General features: G+C 42.6%; 14 protein-coding genes and 2 pseudogenes. 6 read left to right on the top strand and 10 right to left on the bottom strand.

Annotated features, from left to right (window positions below; translation table 11 throughout):
- Positions 1 to 5 precede the first annotated feature (5 nt).
- The 3 genes from PL9214_RS20595 to PL9214_RS20585 form a co-directional block, all read right to left on the bottom strand.
- Complete coding sequence (locus tag PL9214_RS20595; protein ID WP_072720631.1) at positions 6 to 1,787, bottom strand: choline/carnitine O-acyltransferase; 1,782 nt, start codon at positions 1,785 to 1,787, stop codon at positions 6 to 8.
- A gap of 25 nt (positions 1,788 to 1,812) precedes the next feature.
- Positions 1,813 to 2,784 (bottom strand): TauD/TfdA family dioxygenase, encoded by a 972-nt coding sequence (locus PL9214_RS20590; protein ID WP_072720630.1) that lies wholly within the window; start codon positions 2,782 to 2,784, stop codon positions 1,813 to 1,815.
- A gap of 74 nt (positions 2,785 to 2,858) precedes the next feature.
- Positions 2,859 to 7,112 (bottom strand): non-ribosomal peptide synthetase, encoded by a 4,254-nt coding sequence (locus PL9214_RS20585; protein WP_072720629.1) that lies wholly within the window; start codon positions 7,110 to 7,112, stop codon positions 2,859 to 2,861.
- Positions 7,113 to 7,362: 250 nt separating this feature from the next.
- On the opposite strand from PL9214_RS20585, the pseudogene PL9214_RS20580 reads away from it, so the two are divergent.
- Positions 7,363 to 8,436, top strand: a pseudogene (locus PL9214_RS20580) (ISAs1 family transposase); the annotation flags it as partial.
- Between the two features lie 280 nt (positions 8,437 to 8,716).
- Here PL9214_RS20580 and PL9214_RS33285 read toward each other — a convergent pair.
- From PL9214_RS33285 to PL9214_RS30760, 6 genes are all read right to left on the bottom strand, one after another.
- The gene (locus tag PL9214_RS33285) at positions 8,717 to 9,292 is read right to left on the bottom strand and encodes an MATE family efflux transporter (RefSeq protein ID WP_439331542.1); all 576 of its coding nucleotides are present in this window, start codon (positions 9,290 to 9,292) and stop codon (positions 8,717 to 8,719) included.
- Between the two features lie 2,205 nt (positions 9,293 to 11,497).
- The gene (locus PL9214_RS20570; protein WP_437126717.1) at positions 11,498 to 11,665 is read right to left on the bottom strand and encodes a hypothetical protein; all 168 of its coding nucleotides are present in this window, start codon (positions 11,663 to 11,665) and stop codon (positions 11,498 to 11,500) included.
- A gap of 131 nt (positions 11,666 to 11,796) precedes the next feature.
- Positions 11,797 to 12,537: a GNAT family N-acetyltransferase gene (locus tag PL9214_RS20565; RefSeq protein ID WP_072721152.1), complete on the bottom strand. Its 741-nt coding sequence runs from the start codon at positions 12,535 to 12,537 to the stop codon at positions 11,797 to 11,799.
- A gap of 38 nt (positions 12,538 to 12,575) precedes the next feature.
- The gene (locus PL9214_RS20560; RefSeq protein WP_072720626.1) at positions 12,576 to 13,397 is read right to left on the bottom strand and encodes a sulfotransferase; all 822 of its coding nucleotides are present in this window, start codon (positions 13,395 to 13,397) and stop codon (positions 12,576 to 12,578) included.
- Positions 13,398 to 13,473: 76 nt separating this feature from the next.
- Positions 13,474 to 14,193, bottom strand: coding sequence for a calcium-binding protein (locus tag PL9214_RS20555; RefSeq protein WP_281250360.1), 720 nt, complete (start codon positions 14,191 to 14,193; stop codon positions 13,474 to 13,476).
- Positions 14,194 to 14,552: 359 nt separating this feature from the next.
- Complete coding sequence (locus tag PL9214_RS30760) at positions 14,553 to 15,755, bottom strand: DUF8696 domain-containing protein (RefSeq protein ID WP_500690253.1); 1,203 nt, start codon at positions 15,753 to 15,755, stop codon at positions 14,553 to 14,555.
- Positions 15,756 to 16,310: 555 nt separating this feature from the next.
- Between PL9214_RS30760 and PL9214_RS20545 the strand changes: the two genes are divergently transcribed.
- The 4 genes from PL9214_RS20545 to PL9214_RS33105 all read left to right on the top strand — a co-directional run bounded on the left by PL9214_RS20545 (position 16,311) and on the right by PL9214_RS33105 (position 19,285).
- Positions 16,311 to 16,703: an Ig-like domain-containing protein gene (locus PL9214_RS20545; protein WP_072720623.1), complete on the top strand. Its 393-nt coding sequence runs from the start codon at positions 16,311 to 16,313 to the stop codon at positions 16,701 to 16,703.
- 77 nt (positions 16,704 to 16,780) lie between these two features.
- The gene (locus PL9214_RS20540; protein WP_072720622.1) at positions 16,781 to 16,891 is read left to right on the top strand and encodes a PEP-CTERM sorting domain-containing protein; all 111 of its coding nucleotides are present in this window, start codon (positions 16,781 to 16,783) and stop codon (positions 16,889 to 16,891) included.
- Positions 16,892 to 17,558: 667 nt separating this feature from the next.
- On the top strand, positions 17,559 to 18,350 hold the full coding sequence (locus PL9214_RS20535; protein ID WP_072720621.1) for a PEP-CTERM sorting domain-containing protein: 792 nt from the start codon (positions 17,559 to 17,561) through the stop codon (positions 18,348 to 18,350).
- Positions 18,287 to 19,285: an Ig-like domain-containing protein gene (locus tag PL9214_RS33105; RefSeq protein ID WP_186440437.1), complete on the top strand. Its 999-nt coding sequence runs from the start codon at positions 18,287 to 18,289 to the stop codon at positions 19,283 to 19,285. The genes PL9214_RS20535 and PL9214_RS33105 overlap by 64 nt, the downstream gene beginning before the upstream one ends.
- On the opposite strand, the gene PL9214_RS33410 is transcribed toward PL9214_RS33105, so the two are convergent.
- A complete protein-coding gene (locus tag PL9214_RS33410; protein WP_500690252.1) occupies positions 19,236 to 19,583 on the bottom strand; it encodes a DUF8696 domain-containing protein in 348 nt (115 codons plus the stop codon). The genes PL9214_RS33105 and PL9214_RS33410 overlap by 50 nt on opposite strands.
- Positions 19,584 to 19,772: 189 nt before the next feature.
- On the opposite strand from PL9214_RS33410, the pseudogene PL9214_RS33100 reads away from it, so the two are divergent.
- Positions 19,773 to 19,907: pseudogene (locus PL9214_RS33100) on the top strand (Ig-like domain-containing protein); the annotation flags it as partial.
- Between the last annotated feature and the right edge of the window lie 7 nt (positions 19,908 to 19,914).

Here is a 19,914-nt window from a genome sequence, read left to right as displayed (position 1 = left end):
AAAGCTCATTGTGGTGATGAATGTATTCTTATATTGGAATCTGGGTGTCGTTGCTCTATTAACAATTTTCCGATTTCTGAAAGACACTGCTTGACAAGAGCGATGAAATCTTCCGGCTGTAGATGTTTACTCGTTACAGCAAAGGTAATCTTGTTGCGATCGATGACATAGCCGATTCCATAGTCGCGACATGGACTGGGGCAGGCTATCTCTACACCCATTTTATTACTTAGGGCAGAAGCGGAGAAGCTTGGGTCTAAGATAACTTCTTCAAAGGTTTTATCTTGAAAAATATCGAGAACACTGCTGCCTTTATAGCGAGCTAAGTTATAAAGCGCATAAAGGTGCATGACCACTCCCTGCCCGTTTTTAGTGTTAAACACTCGCCATAAATGAGCGTTAACAGCACGTTTTAGAGTCCGATATCGCACTTCGTCTGAAGCTCCCTCAGTAAAGGCTTGAATGAGTTCTACAGATTCGGGTGTAACTACTAAGGCGTAGTCGTGCCGCCCGTACCGGAAGGTTCTGTTGTGTACAGCTTGCCAAGCGCTAGTAGTAATCTTACCATGCAGGCGAGTGTAAGCAATCTGTAGCGACAGGAGAAACACAGCATCAGCAATTAAACCATGTTGCTGGATAAAGTCTGACCCAAATTCGTCGAAAATTATTATCCCCATCTGAATTTGTTCGCTCAGACGCTCTGCATCTGTTAATGCTTGCGCTACTTCTTCTTTGAGTGTCCGATCTAACTTCCAGCACAGTCGCTGTGGTGGTTCGAGTTCGACTGAACTGGAGGATGTAAGGGATTCTTCAAGGGGTTCAAGCTCCCGGTTGACCTCGCTTATCAACCGTGCTACCGGATAACCATCGACATTACTGTGTTCAATTGTTACAGCGAACTGACCCTCAGAGTTAAAAACGAGCCGAATAGGTTTATCGAACCATCGGTTTCGCGCACCATCTCCAGTAAAGGCAGTTCTTGCTAGCCTTTCCAAATCGGGAGGCGTTATTTCGTCTAAACAGACAACAAATAAGGCGCTATCCAATAGTTCTAGAGAGCAAGCGTTTTCTGCATCTAGGTTCGTGAGGTAGGAGCGAACTGTTGCCCACTGTTCTCTGGGGAGAGATGTCAGCACTCCCACAGGAAGTTCCCCTGGATGAGTATTTTCCAGAATCCAATCAATTTGCTGTGCTACAGCTTCCACCGACGGTAACGTATCCCCTGGGAGCAACTTTAAGACGTAAAACGTATCCCGTCGGATGACCACAATATGCTCAGAATTTTTCGCCCTTTGAAAGCTGTCACATTTGATTCCAGGAATTCGCGCACTGCCAAACAAATTGTCATACTGAGCCATACAAAGGGGAGGTTTGTTTCGTTGAAATACATCGCGATCTGGCTCTAGTTCCCGATATTTGATTTTCAGGTGGAATTGGAGGGTATTAAAAATTATGATGGCGACAATGCGGGTAAAGGAATATTTCGAGGTTGTCAAGACGGGCGAAGCCACCCCTGTGCTTCTCATATTTAGTTGTGAAGACCGCATTTCTAAATAGGTTTCCTCTTTAAATTGTTGTAAATAGTTAGTATTAGTTGAGCGGTCAATCATCTCCAATTGCTTCTGTAGTTCGACTCCACTCCCTTGTTGAAATTCCCTTACGGCGGTCTTAGTTCGCTCTAATTCTGTGTCACTCAACAGCGGTGTTACCATCTCGATATAACGAGCGCAGGTGTCTGAGAGTTTGGGCAAAGGTAGTTTTGGAAGAGACTCTTGGAATTGATACATCTACTTACACTTATAGCTAAGATTATCAGAATTGTGACATAGAAATCAAAATTTTTCTCGAACCAAAAAACGGTCTTCGTCCATGACAAACTAACATATTATCTATGACTAGAACATCACCCTCCCGCCAAGGAAAAACAACAGTTTGTTTACCAATAGTTTCTCTAATTTCATCTAGCATTGAAACATCAATTGGAGTATTGTCGCCAAAGCAAGCATAGTGAGGGAGTTCCTCTTCGTTACCGTCAAAATAAAACATCATAGCTTCGTAGATATTTTTAGGAAGAGTAGATGGATGAAATAGATCGGCTTGATTAAACCAAACTTGTTCATCTGTACGAGGATGAGTTGCAATAGCAGGACGAATCTGGCTTAATCGCAATCCTCCATCCTTCTTCCACTCAAAATCCATACCAGCTTTTCTATTATGCTCTTCTACTAGGGACTTATCTGAAGTTTTAAAAGCATCTTGCCATGAAACTCCCATGCCATTACTACTAGGTAAATTGCGGATATACTTCACTTGTTTAAGTGTGAACTTTTCCACAATCTTTGGGTTAAGACTTTTGAGGATTTGGCGACTATCAGCAATTGGTGTTTCTCCGCCCTCTTTAGGCGCAGTAATACAGCAAAAATAGAGTTGGTCTGGCCATTGGCTAGAGTAGGATAACTCATTATGCAAACTAATGGAGTATTCAGCTGGATATTCAGTTGAAGTATAAATACCACTAGCTAGTTGGGTTCGGGGAGAATTTCCATCAACATAATCTATTAAATTACCTGAAATAGATTTAACGAATTTTTCAAAAGCTAAGATTGTATTGACATCAAAACCTCGAAAAAGAATCGCTCCGTGTTTCAAAATTTTGTTTGATAAAAGTTCACTATTATCTTTGTACCATGAAAGGAGATAATCAAAATTAGACGATTCGCGTTTTGTGTCAGGTTCTACTAGCAAGGGTAGATTGTGATTCGAGTCGAAAATTCCTATTTTCATAATGATTGAGCTTTTTTAGTCAAATGAAAGAGCTTGTTAATTACCTCAAAAATTTCCACTTAACAGACCAATTACTAAGCCAATGGAGCCTGTGTTTGCTTTAGGCAAGAGAGAAGTTGTGTGGCTAACACCTGTACGTGCGGCTGTTGCATCATGGTGCTATGGTTCCCTGGAACAACATGAATGTCTATAGTAGAAGAAAACTCGTTCCAGCCCAAAGCAGGTTCTTTTCGCCTTTGTTTCAACTCTTCTGTATCACCCTCAAATACATCAACCTCACTAGAACGGAAAAGAGTAATGGGAGCTTGTTGCAGCCCCGAAGGCAAATAAGCACGATGAGCTTTCAGGGACGCAATGTATACTTGCACTAGCCCCCGTACTAACCCTATTCCCGCATCAGGGGGTAGCAAATTGACCCGTATCAACCGTTCTTTGAGATAGTTCAATTGCTCCTCCTGAGATAGGGAAGCAAGAGTTTCTTTAGATACCTCCAACTTGAGGGAGAACATATATTCAATATAGCTGGCAAAATCAAAAAGATATGCCACCTCATCTTCATCAGAATAATTCGGCTTATTAGCAACAATTGGCGCAACAACGTCAATAATTGCAAGTAGAGCGACCTCATGCCCCTGTTTGAGCAACTGAGTTGCCATCTCAAAGGCAACTACACCTCCAAACGAATGCCCTCCCAGCAGGTACGGACCAGAGGGCTGAACTGTCTGTATTGCTTCAATATAGTAGGTGGCTATCTCTTCCAACTGTGTAAAAGGCTCTGATTCGCCATCCAGTCCCCGTGCTTGCAGACCGTAGAAGGGTTGCTCAGATCCAAGATGACGCGCTAGCTCATATAAGTAAATCACATTTCCCCCAACTCCAGGCACAAAGAAGAAAGGTCGCTTCTCGGTGCCAGACTGAATTGCTACCAAAGGAGACCAAGGCAAGGAATGAGTTTCGGATCGAAGACAACTAGCTAGCTGTTCGATAGTTGGGCTAGAGAAAAGCGTTGCTATGGGCAGATTTTTCCCAAAATGCCGCGAAATTTGAGCCATTAAGAGTACAGCTAAAAGAGAATGACCTCCGAAAGTAAAGAAGTTATCCTTCATTCCAACAGTCGGAAGCTTCAAAACCTCTGACCAAATTTGCTGTAGTTGCTGTTCAACTGTGTCACGGGGAGGGACAAAGCCCATTGAGTTACTTAATTCCGTATCTGGTGTCTCCAAGGCGCGACGGTCTACCTTACCATTGGGGGTGAGAGGTAAAGAAGAAAGCATCACAAAGGCTCCCGGCACCATGTAGTCTGGGAGCTTTTGTTGGAGGAAGTGCCGCAGTTCAATGGTGGCAGGAGGTTCATGGTTGGGAACAACATAAGCTACCAGTCGTTTGTTATCTGGTTGGTCATCCCTTGCTAAAACTACTGTCTCCCGTAACTCTGGGTGTTGAGCTAGCGCTGCTTCGATTTCTCCGAGTTCAATACGGAAACCGCGAATCTTCACTTGACGATCCAGCCGACCAAGGAACTCAATGTTACCGTCTGGAAGGTAGCGGGCATTGTCCCCGGTTTTGTAGAGGCGTGTTCCTTCTTCTTGGCTAAAGGGGTTGGGGATGAATTTTTCTTTTGTCAATTCTGGGCTGTTGAGGTAGCCTCGCGCCAGTCCAAAACCACCAATATGCACTTCCCCAGGTACACCAACAGGGACTGGTTGCAGATGGCAGTCGAGCAGATAAATTTGTGTGTTGGTGATCGGGCGACCGATAGGGACAATTTTGATTGGCTCATCCTGTTGTGCCGGAATTGGATAAGTGGCAACAATTCCACAAGTTTCAGTTTGACCAAACATATTGATTAATCGTGCTTTGTGCTGAAAACCAAACGTCCACTGAGTAGGAAGATCGGACAGCAGCGGTTCGCTCGCCGACACAATTAAACGCAGTTTGTTATCTAACAGTGCTTGTTTCGTAACAGGTTCTAAGCTAGCAAGTGTATGAATGCAGTTACGCCAATAAGAGGGGACAATATCAATAACTGTCACACTATGTTGTTTAATTGTCGTAAATAGTGATTGTGGGTCTTTTCTCTGTTCAGAAGTTGCAATTTTGACAGTTGCCCCACTAGCCAGAGGCACGATCAACTGTCTGACAGAAGATGAGAAAGCAATCGATGCGGTGTGCAAATATACATCTTCTGCTGTGATATTTAGCACTTGACTCATTGCTTGGGCATAGTGACACAAATTAGCGTGTGTCACCTGTACTCCCTTTGGCTTTCCCGTTGAGCCAGAGGTATAAATGACATAGGCTAAATTAGCAACTGTTGCTGTTTGGTTTAAATTTTCTTCTGAGTGTTGAGCAATGAGATGCCTATCTGTATCTAAGCAAACAACTTGTGCCGTATGTTCAGGCAGTTCTGTTATCAAGCACTCCTGAGTCAACAACACCTTTGGTTGTGAATTTTGCAACATGAACGCTAAGCGCTCTTTGGGATAGGATGGGTCTAAAGGCACATAAGCCCCTCCAGTTTTGAGGATGCCAAGTAGACTCACTACCATCTCTAAGGAGCGATCAACGTAGATGCCCACCAGCACTTCTGGCTCCACACCTAGAGTTTTCAAGTGATGTGCTATTCTGTTCGCCCGTTGGTTCAAATCTTGGTAGGTCAGTTGCTCCCCTTCAAAAACCACCGCAATAGCATCAGGCGATCGCTCCACCTGTTCCTCAAATAACTGGTGGATACACTTATTGAAGGGATACTCTTTTGTGGCGTTGTTCCACTCTACTAATAGCTGGTGTCGCTCTGGCTCTGTGAGCAATGGCAATTCTGAAACCTTCTGTTGAGGATTAGCAACAATTCCCTCTAGTAAGGTCTGAAAATGTTGAGCCATGCGATTGATCGTACTGGCATCAAACAAGTCAGTATTGTATTCCCACGTCCCGATTAGTCCAGAGTCGCTGTTGACGAAAGCTACAAACAAATCCAACTTCGCCGTAGCTGTTTCTACCGCTACTGGACTCACCGTTAAGCCTTCCATGTCTATCTGCATCGCTGGGTAAAGCACAAACCTCACTTGGAAATACGGTGTGTAGCTTAAGTTACGCGCTGGCTGCAATTGTTCTAATAACTTTTCAAACGGTAGGTCATGATGAGCGTATGCTCCCAAAGCCACGTCCCGGACTCTTGAGAGTAGCTCCTCAAAACTCGGATTACCTGATATATCAGTCCGCAGAACCAACGTATTGAGAAACAATCCAATCAATCCCTGAAGCTCACGGCGCTCCCGGCCTGCGTAAGGCGTGCCTACGCAAATATCGGTCTGCTCTGTATAACGGTAAAGCAATGTGAAGAGCGCCGCCAACAGCGTCATAAACAGAGTAACTCCTTTGCGTTGACTTAAAATCATCAAAGCCTCTGTTAGTTCTTTTGAGAGTGCTTGTCGGTGACACGCCCCTCGAAACGTTTGAGTTGCTTTTCGCACTCGGTCAGTTGGCAGTTCCAATATTTCTGGCGCACTCCTCAGTTGTTGCTTCCAATAAGCAAGTTGAGACTCTAGTATGTCTTCCTGTAACCACTGCCGCTGCCAAACAGCAAAGTCGGCGTACTGAATCGGTAGCTCTGGTAGCTCTGGTAGCAAGTCATTGCAGTAGGCTGTGTAGAAAGCTGCTAACTCTTTGACCAATACGCCCTCTGAAGGAGCATCCCAGACAATGTGATGTATTGTTAGTAACAAGATATGTTCTGTCGGTGTTAGCTTTAGCACAGAAGCTTGAATCAACCCAGAGCTACTGAGGTCAAAGGGTTGCTGGATTTGTGCCCTGGCTTTTAGCCCCCAAGCAATTTCTCTTTCACTCTCAGGTAGCTCACTCAAATCTATGACTTGCACACTCAAGGTCAAGCCAAGAGCAATAACCTGAACGGGTTGCCCCTCAACCGTTGTGAAGTTGGTGCGTAAGACCTCGTGGCGTTGAATTATCTTGTTGAGGCTTTTCTCTAAAGCGACAACGTTGAGAGAACCATTAAGTCGCAGAGCTAGTGGTACGTTGTAGAAGGGGTTAGTTGGCTCCAACTGGCTCAAGAACCACAGTCCTTCTTGGGCAAAAGACAGAGGCAAGTTACCAGTTCGCGAAACTCTTAGAAGGGGTAGGTCAGTATCATTGGCGATCGCATTGCTGTTCTGTAGCAACTTTACAAGTTCTGCCTTATGCAATGCCAGTAAATTACGTACCTCTGGTGTCAGTACCTTCTTTGGTGCCCGCACGCGCAACTGGTCGTCTTCGACCCACAACTTCACACCAGCTAGGGCGAGTTCAGCTACAAATTGCTTAAGGTTCATAGAGCGATTTCCTTCATACTGTCATCGAGTTCAGTGGATGGGGATGCTGACTGGAGCAGAGCCAATGCCCATTGCTCTAGCATTAGCTCTGCTAGAGAGGAAATGCTCACACCCTCCATAATTTTCATAACAGGCATCACCCCCGACTTGAACCAGGGCTGTTTCAAAGTCGGGGGGAAAAGAGTAAAGAAATAGCGATCGCTAGCTGATAAAATCAAAAGCGGTCGCTGATTTTTTTGTAAAAATAAAGATGCTAACAATTCTAATAGAAAAACTGAAAAAAGTCAAGGATTACCGGAAAGCCCAGGGAACAAGGCATCCAATATGGCTAGTATTATTAATAGTCATTTTGGGGCTAATGTCGAGAAATTTAGGGTACAGAGAACTCGAAAATTTTGCGAAAATCAATCAATACCAACTGAGTCAAGTTTTAAAAATCAAGCTAGAAAAACTGCCATCATACTCAACAATAAGAAGAGTAATACAAGGAGTAGATTGGTTAAATTTAATTGAGATATTTAATGAATGGGCTACTTGTAATTATCCGCATCAAGAAGAACTAGATTGGTTAGCAGTAGATGGAAAAAGCCTGAGAAGCACTCTCAAAGATTTTGGAGATAAATCCCAAAATTTTGTGATGATTGTTGCACTGTTTAGTCAAAGAACAGGATGCGTATTAAACCTGAGAAAGATGGAGAACAAAAAAGAATCAGAAATCAGCCAAGCCCAAAAGATAGTAAGGGATTGCCAGTTAAAAAGAAAAGTAATAACCTTTGATGCGTTGCACTGTAATCAGAAAACTGCTGCCCTAGTTATTGAGAGCGGGAATGATTATATAATGGCTTTAAAGAAAAATCAAAAAAAGTTATATGAGCAAGTTGAAGCGGTAATAAAAAGTGAAAATCCTGTGAGTGTAGATGTGACTCATGAACACAGCCATGGCAGAAAAGTGACTCGAAAAGTTTCCATTTATCAAGTCAATAACAACTTTCACAAAGGCTGGAAACATCTGAAACTTGTGATTCAGATAGAAAGAAGTGGCAACAGAGGAAAAAAACCCTATCAAGAAAAAGTATATTATATCAGTAGTGCCGTTAACGAAGCTCAAACCTTAGCTCAAATCATTAAAGGACATTGGGGGATTGAGAATCAATACCATTGGGTAAAAGATGTAATTTTTCAAGAAGATAAAAGCCGAATTCGTAACTTTCAAGCAGCTAGCAACTTTTCAACTCTTAAAACTCTGGTAATCAATCTTTTCAGAAGTTGGGGTTTTGTATCAATAACAGAAGGACAACTTTTTCGCCTCATTCCTAAAAATTGGGGACTCAATTTGACTCCCCAATTTGGGAAAATGAAACAGCCCTGGGAATTTGAAGGGGGTTCCTGTCCCGATGCCATTATATCGTTTATCTCGTTCTGCCTTAAAACCGGGTATGAACCGATTTGATAATCTGATTGAGAAGTTGGTACGTTATCATCCCGAACATTGTATGACATTGAACAACCAGTTTATCATTTTGAATAGATTCCAATTTCCCGCGGCTTAAATAAACATTAAAGAGGATTTGTAAAAATACATCAAAATCAGTTTTTAACTTTTCTCAATTGTTTATTCTATCTCTCAATTTAAAGTGAAAACGTCCTGCGTAGAATATCGCACTGATTAACACATTAAGGGTTAGTTTAAGCCAAGCCCCTACTACGCCGAAAGACATAACGCTTGTTAGTAATAATGAAACAGGTATCATTACAAACCAACCGCCTAATAAACTGATATTTCGCACATAGAAAGTATCATTTAATCCCACCAAAGCGGCTCGGTAAATCATAAAAATAGCATCGCCAGCTTGGTAAAAAATATGAATACGCAGAATGGTAGTAGTGGTTGCTATGACTTCAGTGTCGTTACTGAATATTCCGATGACTAACGGCGAAAAAACTAGGGCGAGAATGCTAACTCCTTCCATCATTATAACTGCCCAGCAGGCGGCAAGGGATGATTCTTCTTTTGCGCCAACTGCGTCGTTACGCGCTATCGCATGGGCGACTTGAACGGTTGTCATACTGGCAGCACCTGCGCCAAAGATGTAACCAATATCTTTAATTCTCATCCCGATAGTGTGTGCCGCCATTGGTACTACACCAAGATGACTAANCCTCCCTTGCACCTGATTCATTTTTTCTTGTCTTCTCCTCCCCTCTGTTCTGGCTTTTCGCCTTTTTTCAGCAAGCCCTAAATAACGACCAACCCCAACATATCGGAAATATTCTAGCTTGCCACCGGAGTGACTGCGGCGATCGCTCGTATATCGAAAGCCGAGGATATTGCCCACTGGTGACGAAGGGACAATGGCTAAATAGTCTCGTGGTGGGCGATTGACCAGGGATAAGCTAGTGTCGTGAAAGTCGATCACCTGCGATCGCATTAAAGCACTGAGGTGGTCAAGCACAAAGCTTAACCGATTCGCCAGAACTGTCACCAAGATGGCGAACTGTAAATGGCGCGTCGCTTCCTCAAACTGGGTTTTATCGGTCAGAGAAATATTCACAGCCTCTAGCCATCGCTTCAACCAGTCCCCGATTTCCGCTAATGCAACTTGATCACTTTCACCACTGAGTAAGGTAAACGCCAAATCGGATAGTTCTCCTCCTTTGCGACGATTGAGAGGAGCTTGCAAAAATCTCTCAAGGGTCTGCATCAGTTGTTTGCGACGCTGACGTTCTTCAACTGGAGGTAAACCCGCTTCAATGCGTTTTTGTCGTTGTTGACTGCGTTCACTGCGAGTCAGTTTAGGTTGGGTTTGCTGATTATCTGTTTCTAAGGGAGGTTCTAGAATATCTCGAATAATATGGGCAAAGACTGAACGACCTGTAAACGGAGTTGAGCCTAACCATTGCACCAGTTTCGGTTGATTGTGAAGTTTAGGCAGAATAATATCAGTGGCAATTTGAGCAAAATCATTCGCTTTCTTGGCATCTGCAATCAGTTTAGCTGCCAGAGGGCGACGATCAGAATTATAAATTGCATTGGCGAATTTAATTCCTAATTGATTTAATAAGGAATTTCCAGAAGCATCCACTAACACTTCATCAGGTGCAAACGCTTCATCAAACTGCACTTGGACTCGATCTGCTTCATCAATAAAAAGAAAGTGGCATTCACGGTAAACGGCTTCAGCAAACGTTAGTTTTTCTTCTAACAATTGGCGGGGAATGGGAGTATGAATCAAACTCGCTGGGGTTAATACCCAAACTAAAGATTGTCCAATGTCTCGTTCTAATTGATGATGAGGGCATTGGTAATAAAAAGGGCAGGTGCTATATTTATTATTTTCAGTTTCTTCTTCCTCACCTTCATCATCATCACTAGGACTATTCTGATTTATACTGTTCACTTTTTGGTAAAGATTATGGCAAGGTTCGGAACCAAATTCCCATTTTTCCTCCGCTTGAACTAATGCTAATAAGGGGCAGATTGGATTAAACCAACGCCATGCCGGATGGGTAGCTCCTTGATAAATTTCTTCTCCTTTTGTGGATAGAATAGGTTCATAAACTTTTTCTAATTGTTGAAAGCGATCGCTTCCTAGGATAGGAGTTGCTGGAATGCCTAAACCATGGGAAAATAAAGAAGCGAGTCGTACCTGTGCCACCACATCATTCACAATTAAAGCACAGCGATATCCTTGTTTAGCGAGAGAGTAAATCAGAATTTCAAGCAAGGTCGATTTACCCACATTCAATAAACCGACGATATGGAGCAATTTGTCTAGTTTGAGTTCTTGATTTTGATCACAGAAATTATCAGTTGATTCGTTATAAATTCGCCAGTTAATTTCTTTAAGTCGGCTATCATAATTTTCTGGTTCATATCCGCATTCAGCTAATTTAGCGTCCATTTCCCTGGCTGAACTGAGCAACTCCTCTTTAGTGATGGTTTGAGCAAAATTGTTTTGTTGGCGAATGTGATTAAACGCTACATTTCGCGAGAGATCAAGATTAGCAACGGCTTCGGGAATATTGATAGGAACTTCTACGGGTGCATGACCTTTGTTAGAAATTTTTGCATACCAATAGCCCGTAGAGGCAAGTTTAATTTTTCGTTTGCTATGAGAGGGTGTTGTTGATAAGGTTTCTTTATAAAAAGAATGGCGTTGAGGGTGAATTGTGGTCGGAATTAAGACAGGGCTATCGTTATCAGGAAAACTGATTGCTCTGTCTGGAGTGGTGGGTTGTGGCAAAACTTTAACGCTGCGACGGCTACAAGAGACCTTGAGGAAAGGTGGCAAGATTTTGGTTTCCAAATCTTTGTCAGTGGATAAAAGTCGGGCGAGTTTGGCAACTAGAAAATCTGATCACAACAGAAGCGATTGATGTGCTGGCTAAACGGTTGAGAACTCCGCTACAAATAATAAAATTAAAATACCTGCCAAGAAATTCTGTAAAATATCTCGAAAGGCAAACCCAATTGCTACCCCACTAATACCCAATAATTGGACTAAATCTCCCGCTTTCAAAGAAGGAATAATAATCGATAATGCGATAAACAAACCGACCAGGATTGTTGTGCCTTGGGCTAATCGTCAGACTTTTGAACTCATGCGTCGTTACTGATGTTAGTCAAATTGAGTGGAATTAAAATCTATCTAAGGTTGGTAATTGCGACAACACTCTAAAATAATTAAGAACTTATTCGTTTAAGTATTCCTGATTTAGCAAAATAAGGTTGATTTTCTGATGGGGAAATACGACCCAGACCCGGAATTTTTGATTCATCAGGAGGAGGAAGGGGTGCTGTTAAAGGTTGGGTAATATCACGCCCAACTAATCGTTTAGATAAACGAGAAATCCGAGGATTTTGTCGCATCTGAGTTTCATTCATAGCATAAATGTGCAGATCAATATATTGTTGAGCGATCGGATCATATAAATGTTCTTTCATGATTCCTTCTAATTGAAATCCTGCGGTAATTAAAGCTGCATGGACAGGATGGTTATAACCATAACAATAGGCATAATAGCGATGTAAATGATAGGCATTAAAAATTAAATCTGTCATTAATAAACCCGCTTCAATCCCATAGGAAATAGAACGATATTTTTCTTCAAAAATTCCAATTAACAGTTCAGCCCTTTTATGGAGAGCACTATAGTCGGCGGCGGCAATAATTCCAATGATGCCATGATGTTTATGAATCATTAAACATTCTAAATAACCACTTTCAGCAGGTGTTAAACGGGATCTTCTGATTAATTTTTCTCTAACTTCTTCTACGGTTTCTGCTGTATCATTCAAACGAAATAAACGCATAAATTCATAACAAGAATACATTTTTTCAAATAGAAAAATAGCATCATCGGGAGTTGTGCGTTTGAGGGTTAGAGAACATCCTTGATGCAGAATGAGAGGATTTAAAGTCATAGGGTTATAGCAGGGAATAGTTAACAAAACATAGAGAATTACAATAAACCGGGGTAAAACGTTTGATAAAACCAAGTAAAATTCTGTTGAATTGTGGTTTCAAAACGTTTGGGTAGCAGATAATTCACTAATGGCTGATGGGGATTATAGGGTTCTTCGACATATTTACCAAAAGACTGGGAATAATTAGATAATTCAAAATTAATTAAGGTTAAATTCGGTGTAATGGGTTGGAGGTTTAACCAACTGAATAATTCTGTTAAGACTTCTTGAGGATTCGTCATTAAATGCTCGTAAACGACATAAAATAATCGTTCCTGTAAACTAATTTCTAAGTCTTGAATTTGTTCTAAAGCCTTGAGACTTGAACCGATAATCCCTGGAGGAATAAATAATTTTTGAGCGCGTTCTACTCGTGAAATAGAAGCTAATTTATCAGGAAAATCTAATAGTAATGTTTTTTGATGTTGTGTTTCTATCGCACCATAGATTTGACCTAATTCTCTGACAAAAATAACCATTTTAAAATCAGGATCAATTAAATTAACTAACTCTAAATGCTCCAACCATTGGGGATGAAAATCAACAATCCAAGGTTGAGAGATCGGTTCAGACCATCCGTTGATAAACCCTCTCATTCCTAAGAGTGATCGCTCCATTGTCCCCTTAAAATCCTGATTTAATTGGTTAATTAATTCGGGGTTAGTGGTCAAAAAGTTGCGAAAGTTCAGCAGTAAGTCACAAAGAGGCGATCGCAAATAATTACTATTAATTTCAGGATGTTGGGCTAACAGTTGACTAACAAAAAACATCCCAGAGCAAGGAAGTCCGGTTAAATAAAGGTAACGATGATGGAGCATAAAAAAATGTTGAAGTTGTTAGGAATTGTTAAAGAAACCCGATTTCTTGAAGAAACCGGGTTTCGGGATGTATTCGTTAATTAAGGGTAAAAGAATTAGCGGTAATTGAGTTAGCAGGAACACCGATTAAAGTGGCTAAAAGTTCATTATTGGCTGCGACTTGAATCAAGGTATTTCCGGCTTGAGTTCCACTGCCTTGCAGGATGGTAAGCTGATTAAAATTATAATTTTGGGTCAATTTTAACAGATCTTCACCTCCGAGAAAATCTAGGATGATATCGCCATTTTCACCCGGATTTAACATAAAGATATCGGCTCCTTGACCCCCGATGAGGGAATCTGTTCCGACTCCACCATTAAGGGTATCATTGCCTAAATCTCCTGTGACTAAATCATCGCCGTTACTTCCATCTACAAAATCGTCGCCTTGACCGCCATGAATCAGATCGTTATCGTCGCCACCGTAAAGGTTATCGTTCCCTGTACCTCCTGACAACAGATCTTCTCCAGTATGACCAACTAACAGGTCGTTTCCAACTTCTCCTAATACCGTATCATTGCCTAAATCGCCACTGAGGGTATCGTTTCCTAAACCTCCGAAAATCAGGTCATTGTCTTTACCGCCTCCCACCCAGTCTTCATCGGCTCCACCATAAATTAGGTCGTTTCCAAGGAAACCATAAATCACATCTTGACCTAGGTTTCCTGAGAGGAAATCAACTTCACCATAACCGAGTAGGGTATCTTGACCGACACCGCCACTGAGGGAGTTGGGACGCTCATCTCCTAAGAGCAGGTCATCGGGGGGGTTACTGGTGGGAATGGAGGTTAGATTTTTCCGAGCGATAAATTGTTCGATGGGGTCGCTCAGGGATGAGGGATTTGTTGTTTTTGGGGTGGGAGTTGAGGGAGTTGGAGTTGTGGGATTAACGGAATTTATTAACCCAACGGTGCTACTATTAATAACCTCTTGATTCGGGTCAATGTTACCGTTATCAATGATGGTTCCTCCTGTGTCTGGGTTGTTGGGATCTGTTGGGGGTTGGTCAATAACAGAAGTATCGATGGTGGTGGTAGCAATTTGAGTGGTTAGGGCTTCTCCAGTATTCTCAGCTACTACTTCGTCAAAGGATTTTGTACCACTGAAGGCGGCACTTAAATCCTGGGTGACGCTGGTTTGGGCGACTTTTTGGGCTTGGAAGATGCCATCAGTGGTGGTGGCNTGCCGCCGCCGCCACCGAAGCCTCCTCGCCCGGCACCTTGGCCGACGAAGCCTTGACCGCCGCCGTTGCCACCCTTGCCGCCGAAGCCGCCCGCGCCGCCTTGGCCACCGTTGCCGCCGTTGCCGCCGAAGCCACCGTTGCCGCTGTAGCTGTATCCGCCGAAGCCATTGTCGTTGTGATTACTGCCGTTGTCGCCGCCATTACCCCCGTAGCCGCCATTGCCACCGTAGCTGCTGTTGCTGCCGTTACTGCCATTGTTAGCTACTATATTCCGCAACCCAATTCCACCACCGTTAAACTGCCCGTAGCCTGTTGAGAAATTACCGCCAATGGCCTGATTCCCGTCAAACGTCACGTTATCAACCGTGACATTCCCTTGATAAATAAACAGGGCACCCCCCATCCCCGCGCCAGCGCCGCCATTGTAAGAGCCATCGCCTCCCTTAGCAACTGCGTTTTTCAGGGTTAAATTCTTAAACGTGACATCAAGAATACCATTGCTCCCCTTGTCGGTGTGTTCCGGTTCCCCCCCATAGATAAAGAAGATGGGACGATCATCTTGATCTGCTTTACCATTACTATTGTTATCCCCATTGATAGTATGTCCTTGCCCATCAACAGTCATATCGCTATCAATCAAACTCCACATCCGAATCACATTGCTACCAAAATTCAGACGCACATCGGTATTCAATTTTATGGTATCGGCTCCAGCTTTCTCGTTAGCCGTTTTAATTGCCCAACTCAGAGTTCCTTCGGTGTCTCCCTTGCCGTTATCTGTGTCTGTGGTGACGATGATCTTATCCCAAAGGACTGCATTGGTTGGGTTACTATTAACGGTTTCTGTGGTTCCTTGTCCATCGGTATAACTAACTTTTGCTTGTACCTTTTTCCCCACTTGGGTTTGAGATAAGGTGAACGTATTATTAGTCGCTCCACTAATATTAGTCCAGGTCACTCCATTATCGGCTGACTCTTGCCATTGATAATTAAACGTTCCTAAACCATCTGCATCTGCTAAGGTATTTGTTGCCGTTAAAATTTGGTTGTGTTCGGGTGTTCCTGTAATACTAATATTCCCTGTGGGTAAGTCATTAACGGCAATAACATCAATAGTAATCGTATTAGCTGCCACACTATCAATAATGCCGTCATTAACGGTGAACTTGAAGTTGGCATAACTGCTACCGTTAGCATTGGCAACTGGGGTGAAGACTAAGCTGGGAATATCAACAGCAGAGATCACCTGGTTAGCTGTGACAGCAGTGCCATTCAGTTGTAATGTCCCCACTGTGGGCAGTTGGGTGATTTTTATTGATGCTAGGGTATCTGTGGTGTCTACATCACTGAAACCGAAGTCGGTGGCAGCAAAGGTGTAGGGGTTGTCTTCGTTAACGGTTAGGGTTTTGTCCGTGGCAGTGGGAGTATTGTTAAAGGCCGTTACCACAATGGAGGCGGTGGCGGTGTTGGTGCTAAAGGCTGTTGTACCGCCGTTAATGCGAGTGTCGGCTGTAGTTCCGGCTGTACCTGTGGACTGATCCCAGGCGCGGAAGGTGAGGGCAGTGGTAATAGTCCCGTTGTAGTCAGCGTTGGGTTGGAAGCGGACTTTGTTACTCGGATCTAATAATAGGGCGTTACTGTTGCTGACGGCAGGGAAGTTTGTCCAGGTTGTGCCGTTGTCGGTGGAATATTGCCAGGTGCCGTTCTTGTCGGCGGCTGTAATAGCAATGGCTTCGGTGATGGTGGTGGTGTCTACATCGAATATGGGGAAAAGATTGCTATAGATTTTGCTGATAGGGTTCCATGGACTATCCTTGCCCGTGAGCAGGATGTCGGTGTCCCCATCAGAGTCAAAGTCGGCTGTGGTGACGGAACCANATTTACTCCCACACCCAGTTATATTGGGCCTGCAAGTTTTGAATATACTGTCAATGATGGAAACGGGGGAATTAGCACCGCAACGGCTAATATTACGGTTGAAGCACTACCCAACCAACCTCCTATTCTTGTTGATGATACGGCTACCACTCAACAAGATATTCCTGTCACCTTAACCCCTTTAAATAATGATACCNTCCAGTAGCAGAAGTTCCTCCTTCCGAACCTGTTACACCTCCAGTAGCCGAAGTTCCTCCTTCCGAACCCGTTACACCTCCAGTCGTGGAAACTCCCCAACCTAAAGCTGTTTCAGTTCCTGAACCTACCACATTAGTTGGTTTAGGTTTAGCCTTCGGTGGAATGCTGGCTTCTCGTCGTCGCAAATCTCACTAAGAAACGATACTGAAATTAGTGTCACAACATCTCAAGGCTTAAGTGGATACTTGTCTGATACGGTTAATATCTTAAGCCTTTATCTCATCCAATTCAGAAGAGTAGCGGTTCTCATCACACCGCTACTTTATTAGAAAAAAGGGCAACTACAAGTCTAGTTCTAGTCATCTTGCAAAATCAGTAGTAGAACTCCATACTCACCCATCTATTATCATCACTTGGGGTGCATTTACCTACTGTTCAGGAATGAATCGCCCAAAAAGCTCAGATGGTTAAAAAAAATCATGAAAATCTGCGTTTTTTTGTGGATATTACGGATGTAAAAGTATTTTTCGTTACCCGTATACTTAGAAATTAATGGATTATCTTGTGATCAAACTCACAACTTTTGTCTCTATGCTTTCAGGAAAATGCTATTTAGATACAAAGCAGACACATCTTTTAACCGGTTTTGTAAAGGGCATTTCACCATATCTTTATAGTTCTACGGATAAACTGTAAACCTTCTGTAAAAATAACCTCTATTAGCAAAAAACCTATAGACAACCCCAAACTGATTCTGTCATATTGATAACAAGGTAGAAAAAAGAAATCAAAAACACCCAGATTGAAGACTTTGGTTTCTACGCAGACTACTAAACCACTCAATATAAAGGATGAGACTGAGATGAAAACCACATTATCGACAATTATCGGTTCTGCTTTATTAGCTACTGGAATGGCAGTTTCCTTCGTTGCTGCACCTGCACAAGCCAAACCTACTGATACAGGAAAACCGGCTGATGCAGGAAAACCGGCTGATGCAGGAAAACCGGCTGACCCCGTTGTTGCTGCTCCCGCGCCTGCTGCTCCAACTTCTAGTTTCACATTATCAGGCCTTACACAAACCTTTAACTTCGCTAATATCTTAGGTGGCGATACAGTTGGGGATAGCATTGTCAGCCAATTCAATCTTAATGTTAGCGAAACCGATACCAATCAAGTTCTGTTACAGTTTGTCAATACAGGTTCAGTATCCAGTGCGTTTATTAGCCAAATTCAATTCTCTGATGCAAATAACTTGTTAAACTTCAATAGTTTTGCACCAGCCTACAATCAAGGAAACGTGAGTTTTGAAGCAGATAGTAAAAATTTAGCTCAATCTAAGAAGATTGCAAATTGGGAAAACAGCTTTGGTTTTGCAACAACCAGTCAAGGTTCAGGAAATGGTGGAATTGATGCGGGTGAAAAGTTAGGCTTACTCTTCGATGGCAATTTTCAGTCAGTCATCAGTGCTTTGACCTCTAATCAATTAACAGTGGGAATGCACGTTCAAGGAATTGGTATTGCCAATGGCGCAAGTGATACATTTATCAGTGGAAGTCCTGATAATGTTAAAGTTCCCGAACCCGCCACATTAGCTGGTTTAGGTTTAGCCTTCGGTGGAATGCTGGCTTCTCGTCGTCGCAAATCTCACTAAGAAATGATACTGAAATTAGTGTCAAAACATCTCAAGGCTTAAGTGANAGCACCCGTTACACCTCCAGTAGCAGAAGTTCCTCCTTCCGAACCCGTTACACCTCCAGTGACAGAAGTTCCTCCTTCCGAACCTGTTACACCTCCAGTGACAGAAGTTCCTCCTTCCGAACCTNATTTACTCCTACACCCGGTTATATTGGCCCTGCAAGTTTTGAATATACTGTCAATGATGGTAATGGGGGAATTAGCACCGCAACTGTTAATATTACTGTTGATGAACTTCCTAACCAACCGCCTATTCTTGTTGATGATACTGCTACAACTCAACAAGATACTCCTGTTACCCTAAATCCTTTAAATAATGATACCGACCCCAATGGAGATAATTTAACTATTGCATCTGTTAATAATCCTAATAACGGTACAGTTAACTTAAATCCTGATACTGGAGAAGTTGTCTTTACGCCTACACCCGGTTATATTGGCCCTGCAAGTTTTGAATATACTGTCAATGATGGTAATGGAGGAACAAGTACCGCAACGGCTAATATTACGGTTGAAGCACTACCCAACCAACCTCCTATTCTTGTTGATGATACGGCTACCACTCAACAAGATATTCCTGTTACCTTAACCCCTTTAAATAATGATACCGACCCCAATGGAGATAATTTAACTATTGCATCTGTTAATAATCCTAATAACGGTACAGTTAACTTAAATCCTGATACTGGAGAAGTTGTATTTACTCCTACACCCGGTTATATTGGCCCTGCAAGTTTTGAATATACTGTCAATGATGGTAATGGGGGAATTAGCACCGCAACGGCTAATATTACGGTTGAAGCACTACCCAACCAACCCCCTATTCTTGTTGATGATACTGCTACAACTCAACAAGATACTCCTGTTNGTTCTGTGTCGCTGTTCCTGTAATACTAACATTACCTGTAGGAGCATTATTCAAAAGTCCAGAAACCACAGAAGTTGGACTACTATTAACCGTTTCTGCTGTTCCTAATAGGTCAGTATAACTAACTTTTACTTGTACCGTTTTCCCAACTTGTGTTTGAGATAAGGTGAACGTATCATTAGTCGCTCCACTAATATCACTCCAGGTGACTCCATTATCGGTTGACTCTTGCCATTGATAATTAAACGTTCCTAAACCATCTGCATCTGCTAAGGTATTAGTTGCTGTTAAGGTTTGATTTTGTGTTGCTGTTCCTGTAATACTAACATTACCTGTAGGTAAGTCGTTANGACTCTTGCCATTGATAATTTAATGTTCCTAAACCATCTGCATCTGCTAAGGTATTTGTGGCGGTTAAAATTTGGTTCTGTGTCGCTGTTCCTGTAATACTAACATTACCTGTGGGTAAGTCGTTAACATTAGTAACGGTAGTTGTAGGTGAACTATTAACTGTTTCTGCTGTCCCTAATAGNAAATCCTGATACTGGAGAAGTTGTCTTTACGCCTACACCCAGTTATATTGGGCCTGCAAGTTTTGAATATACTGTCAATGATGGTAATGGGGGAATTAGTACCGCAACTGCTAATATTA

The organism is Planktothrix tepida PCC 9214, from assembly GCF_900009145.1.
Taxonomy (GTDB): Bacteria; Cyanobacteriota; Cyanobacteriia; order Cyanobacteriales; family Microcoleaceae; genus Planktothrix; species Planktothrix tepida.
Note: the sequence above shows the minus strand (reverse complement) of the source record. Positions and strands in the feature narration are given on the sequence as shown.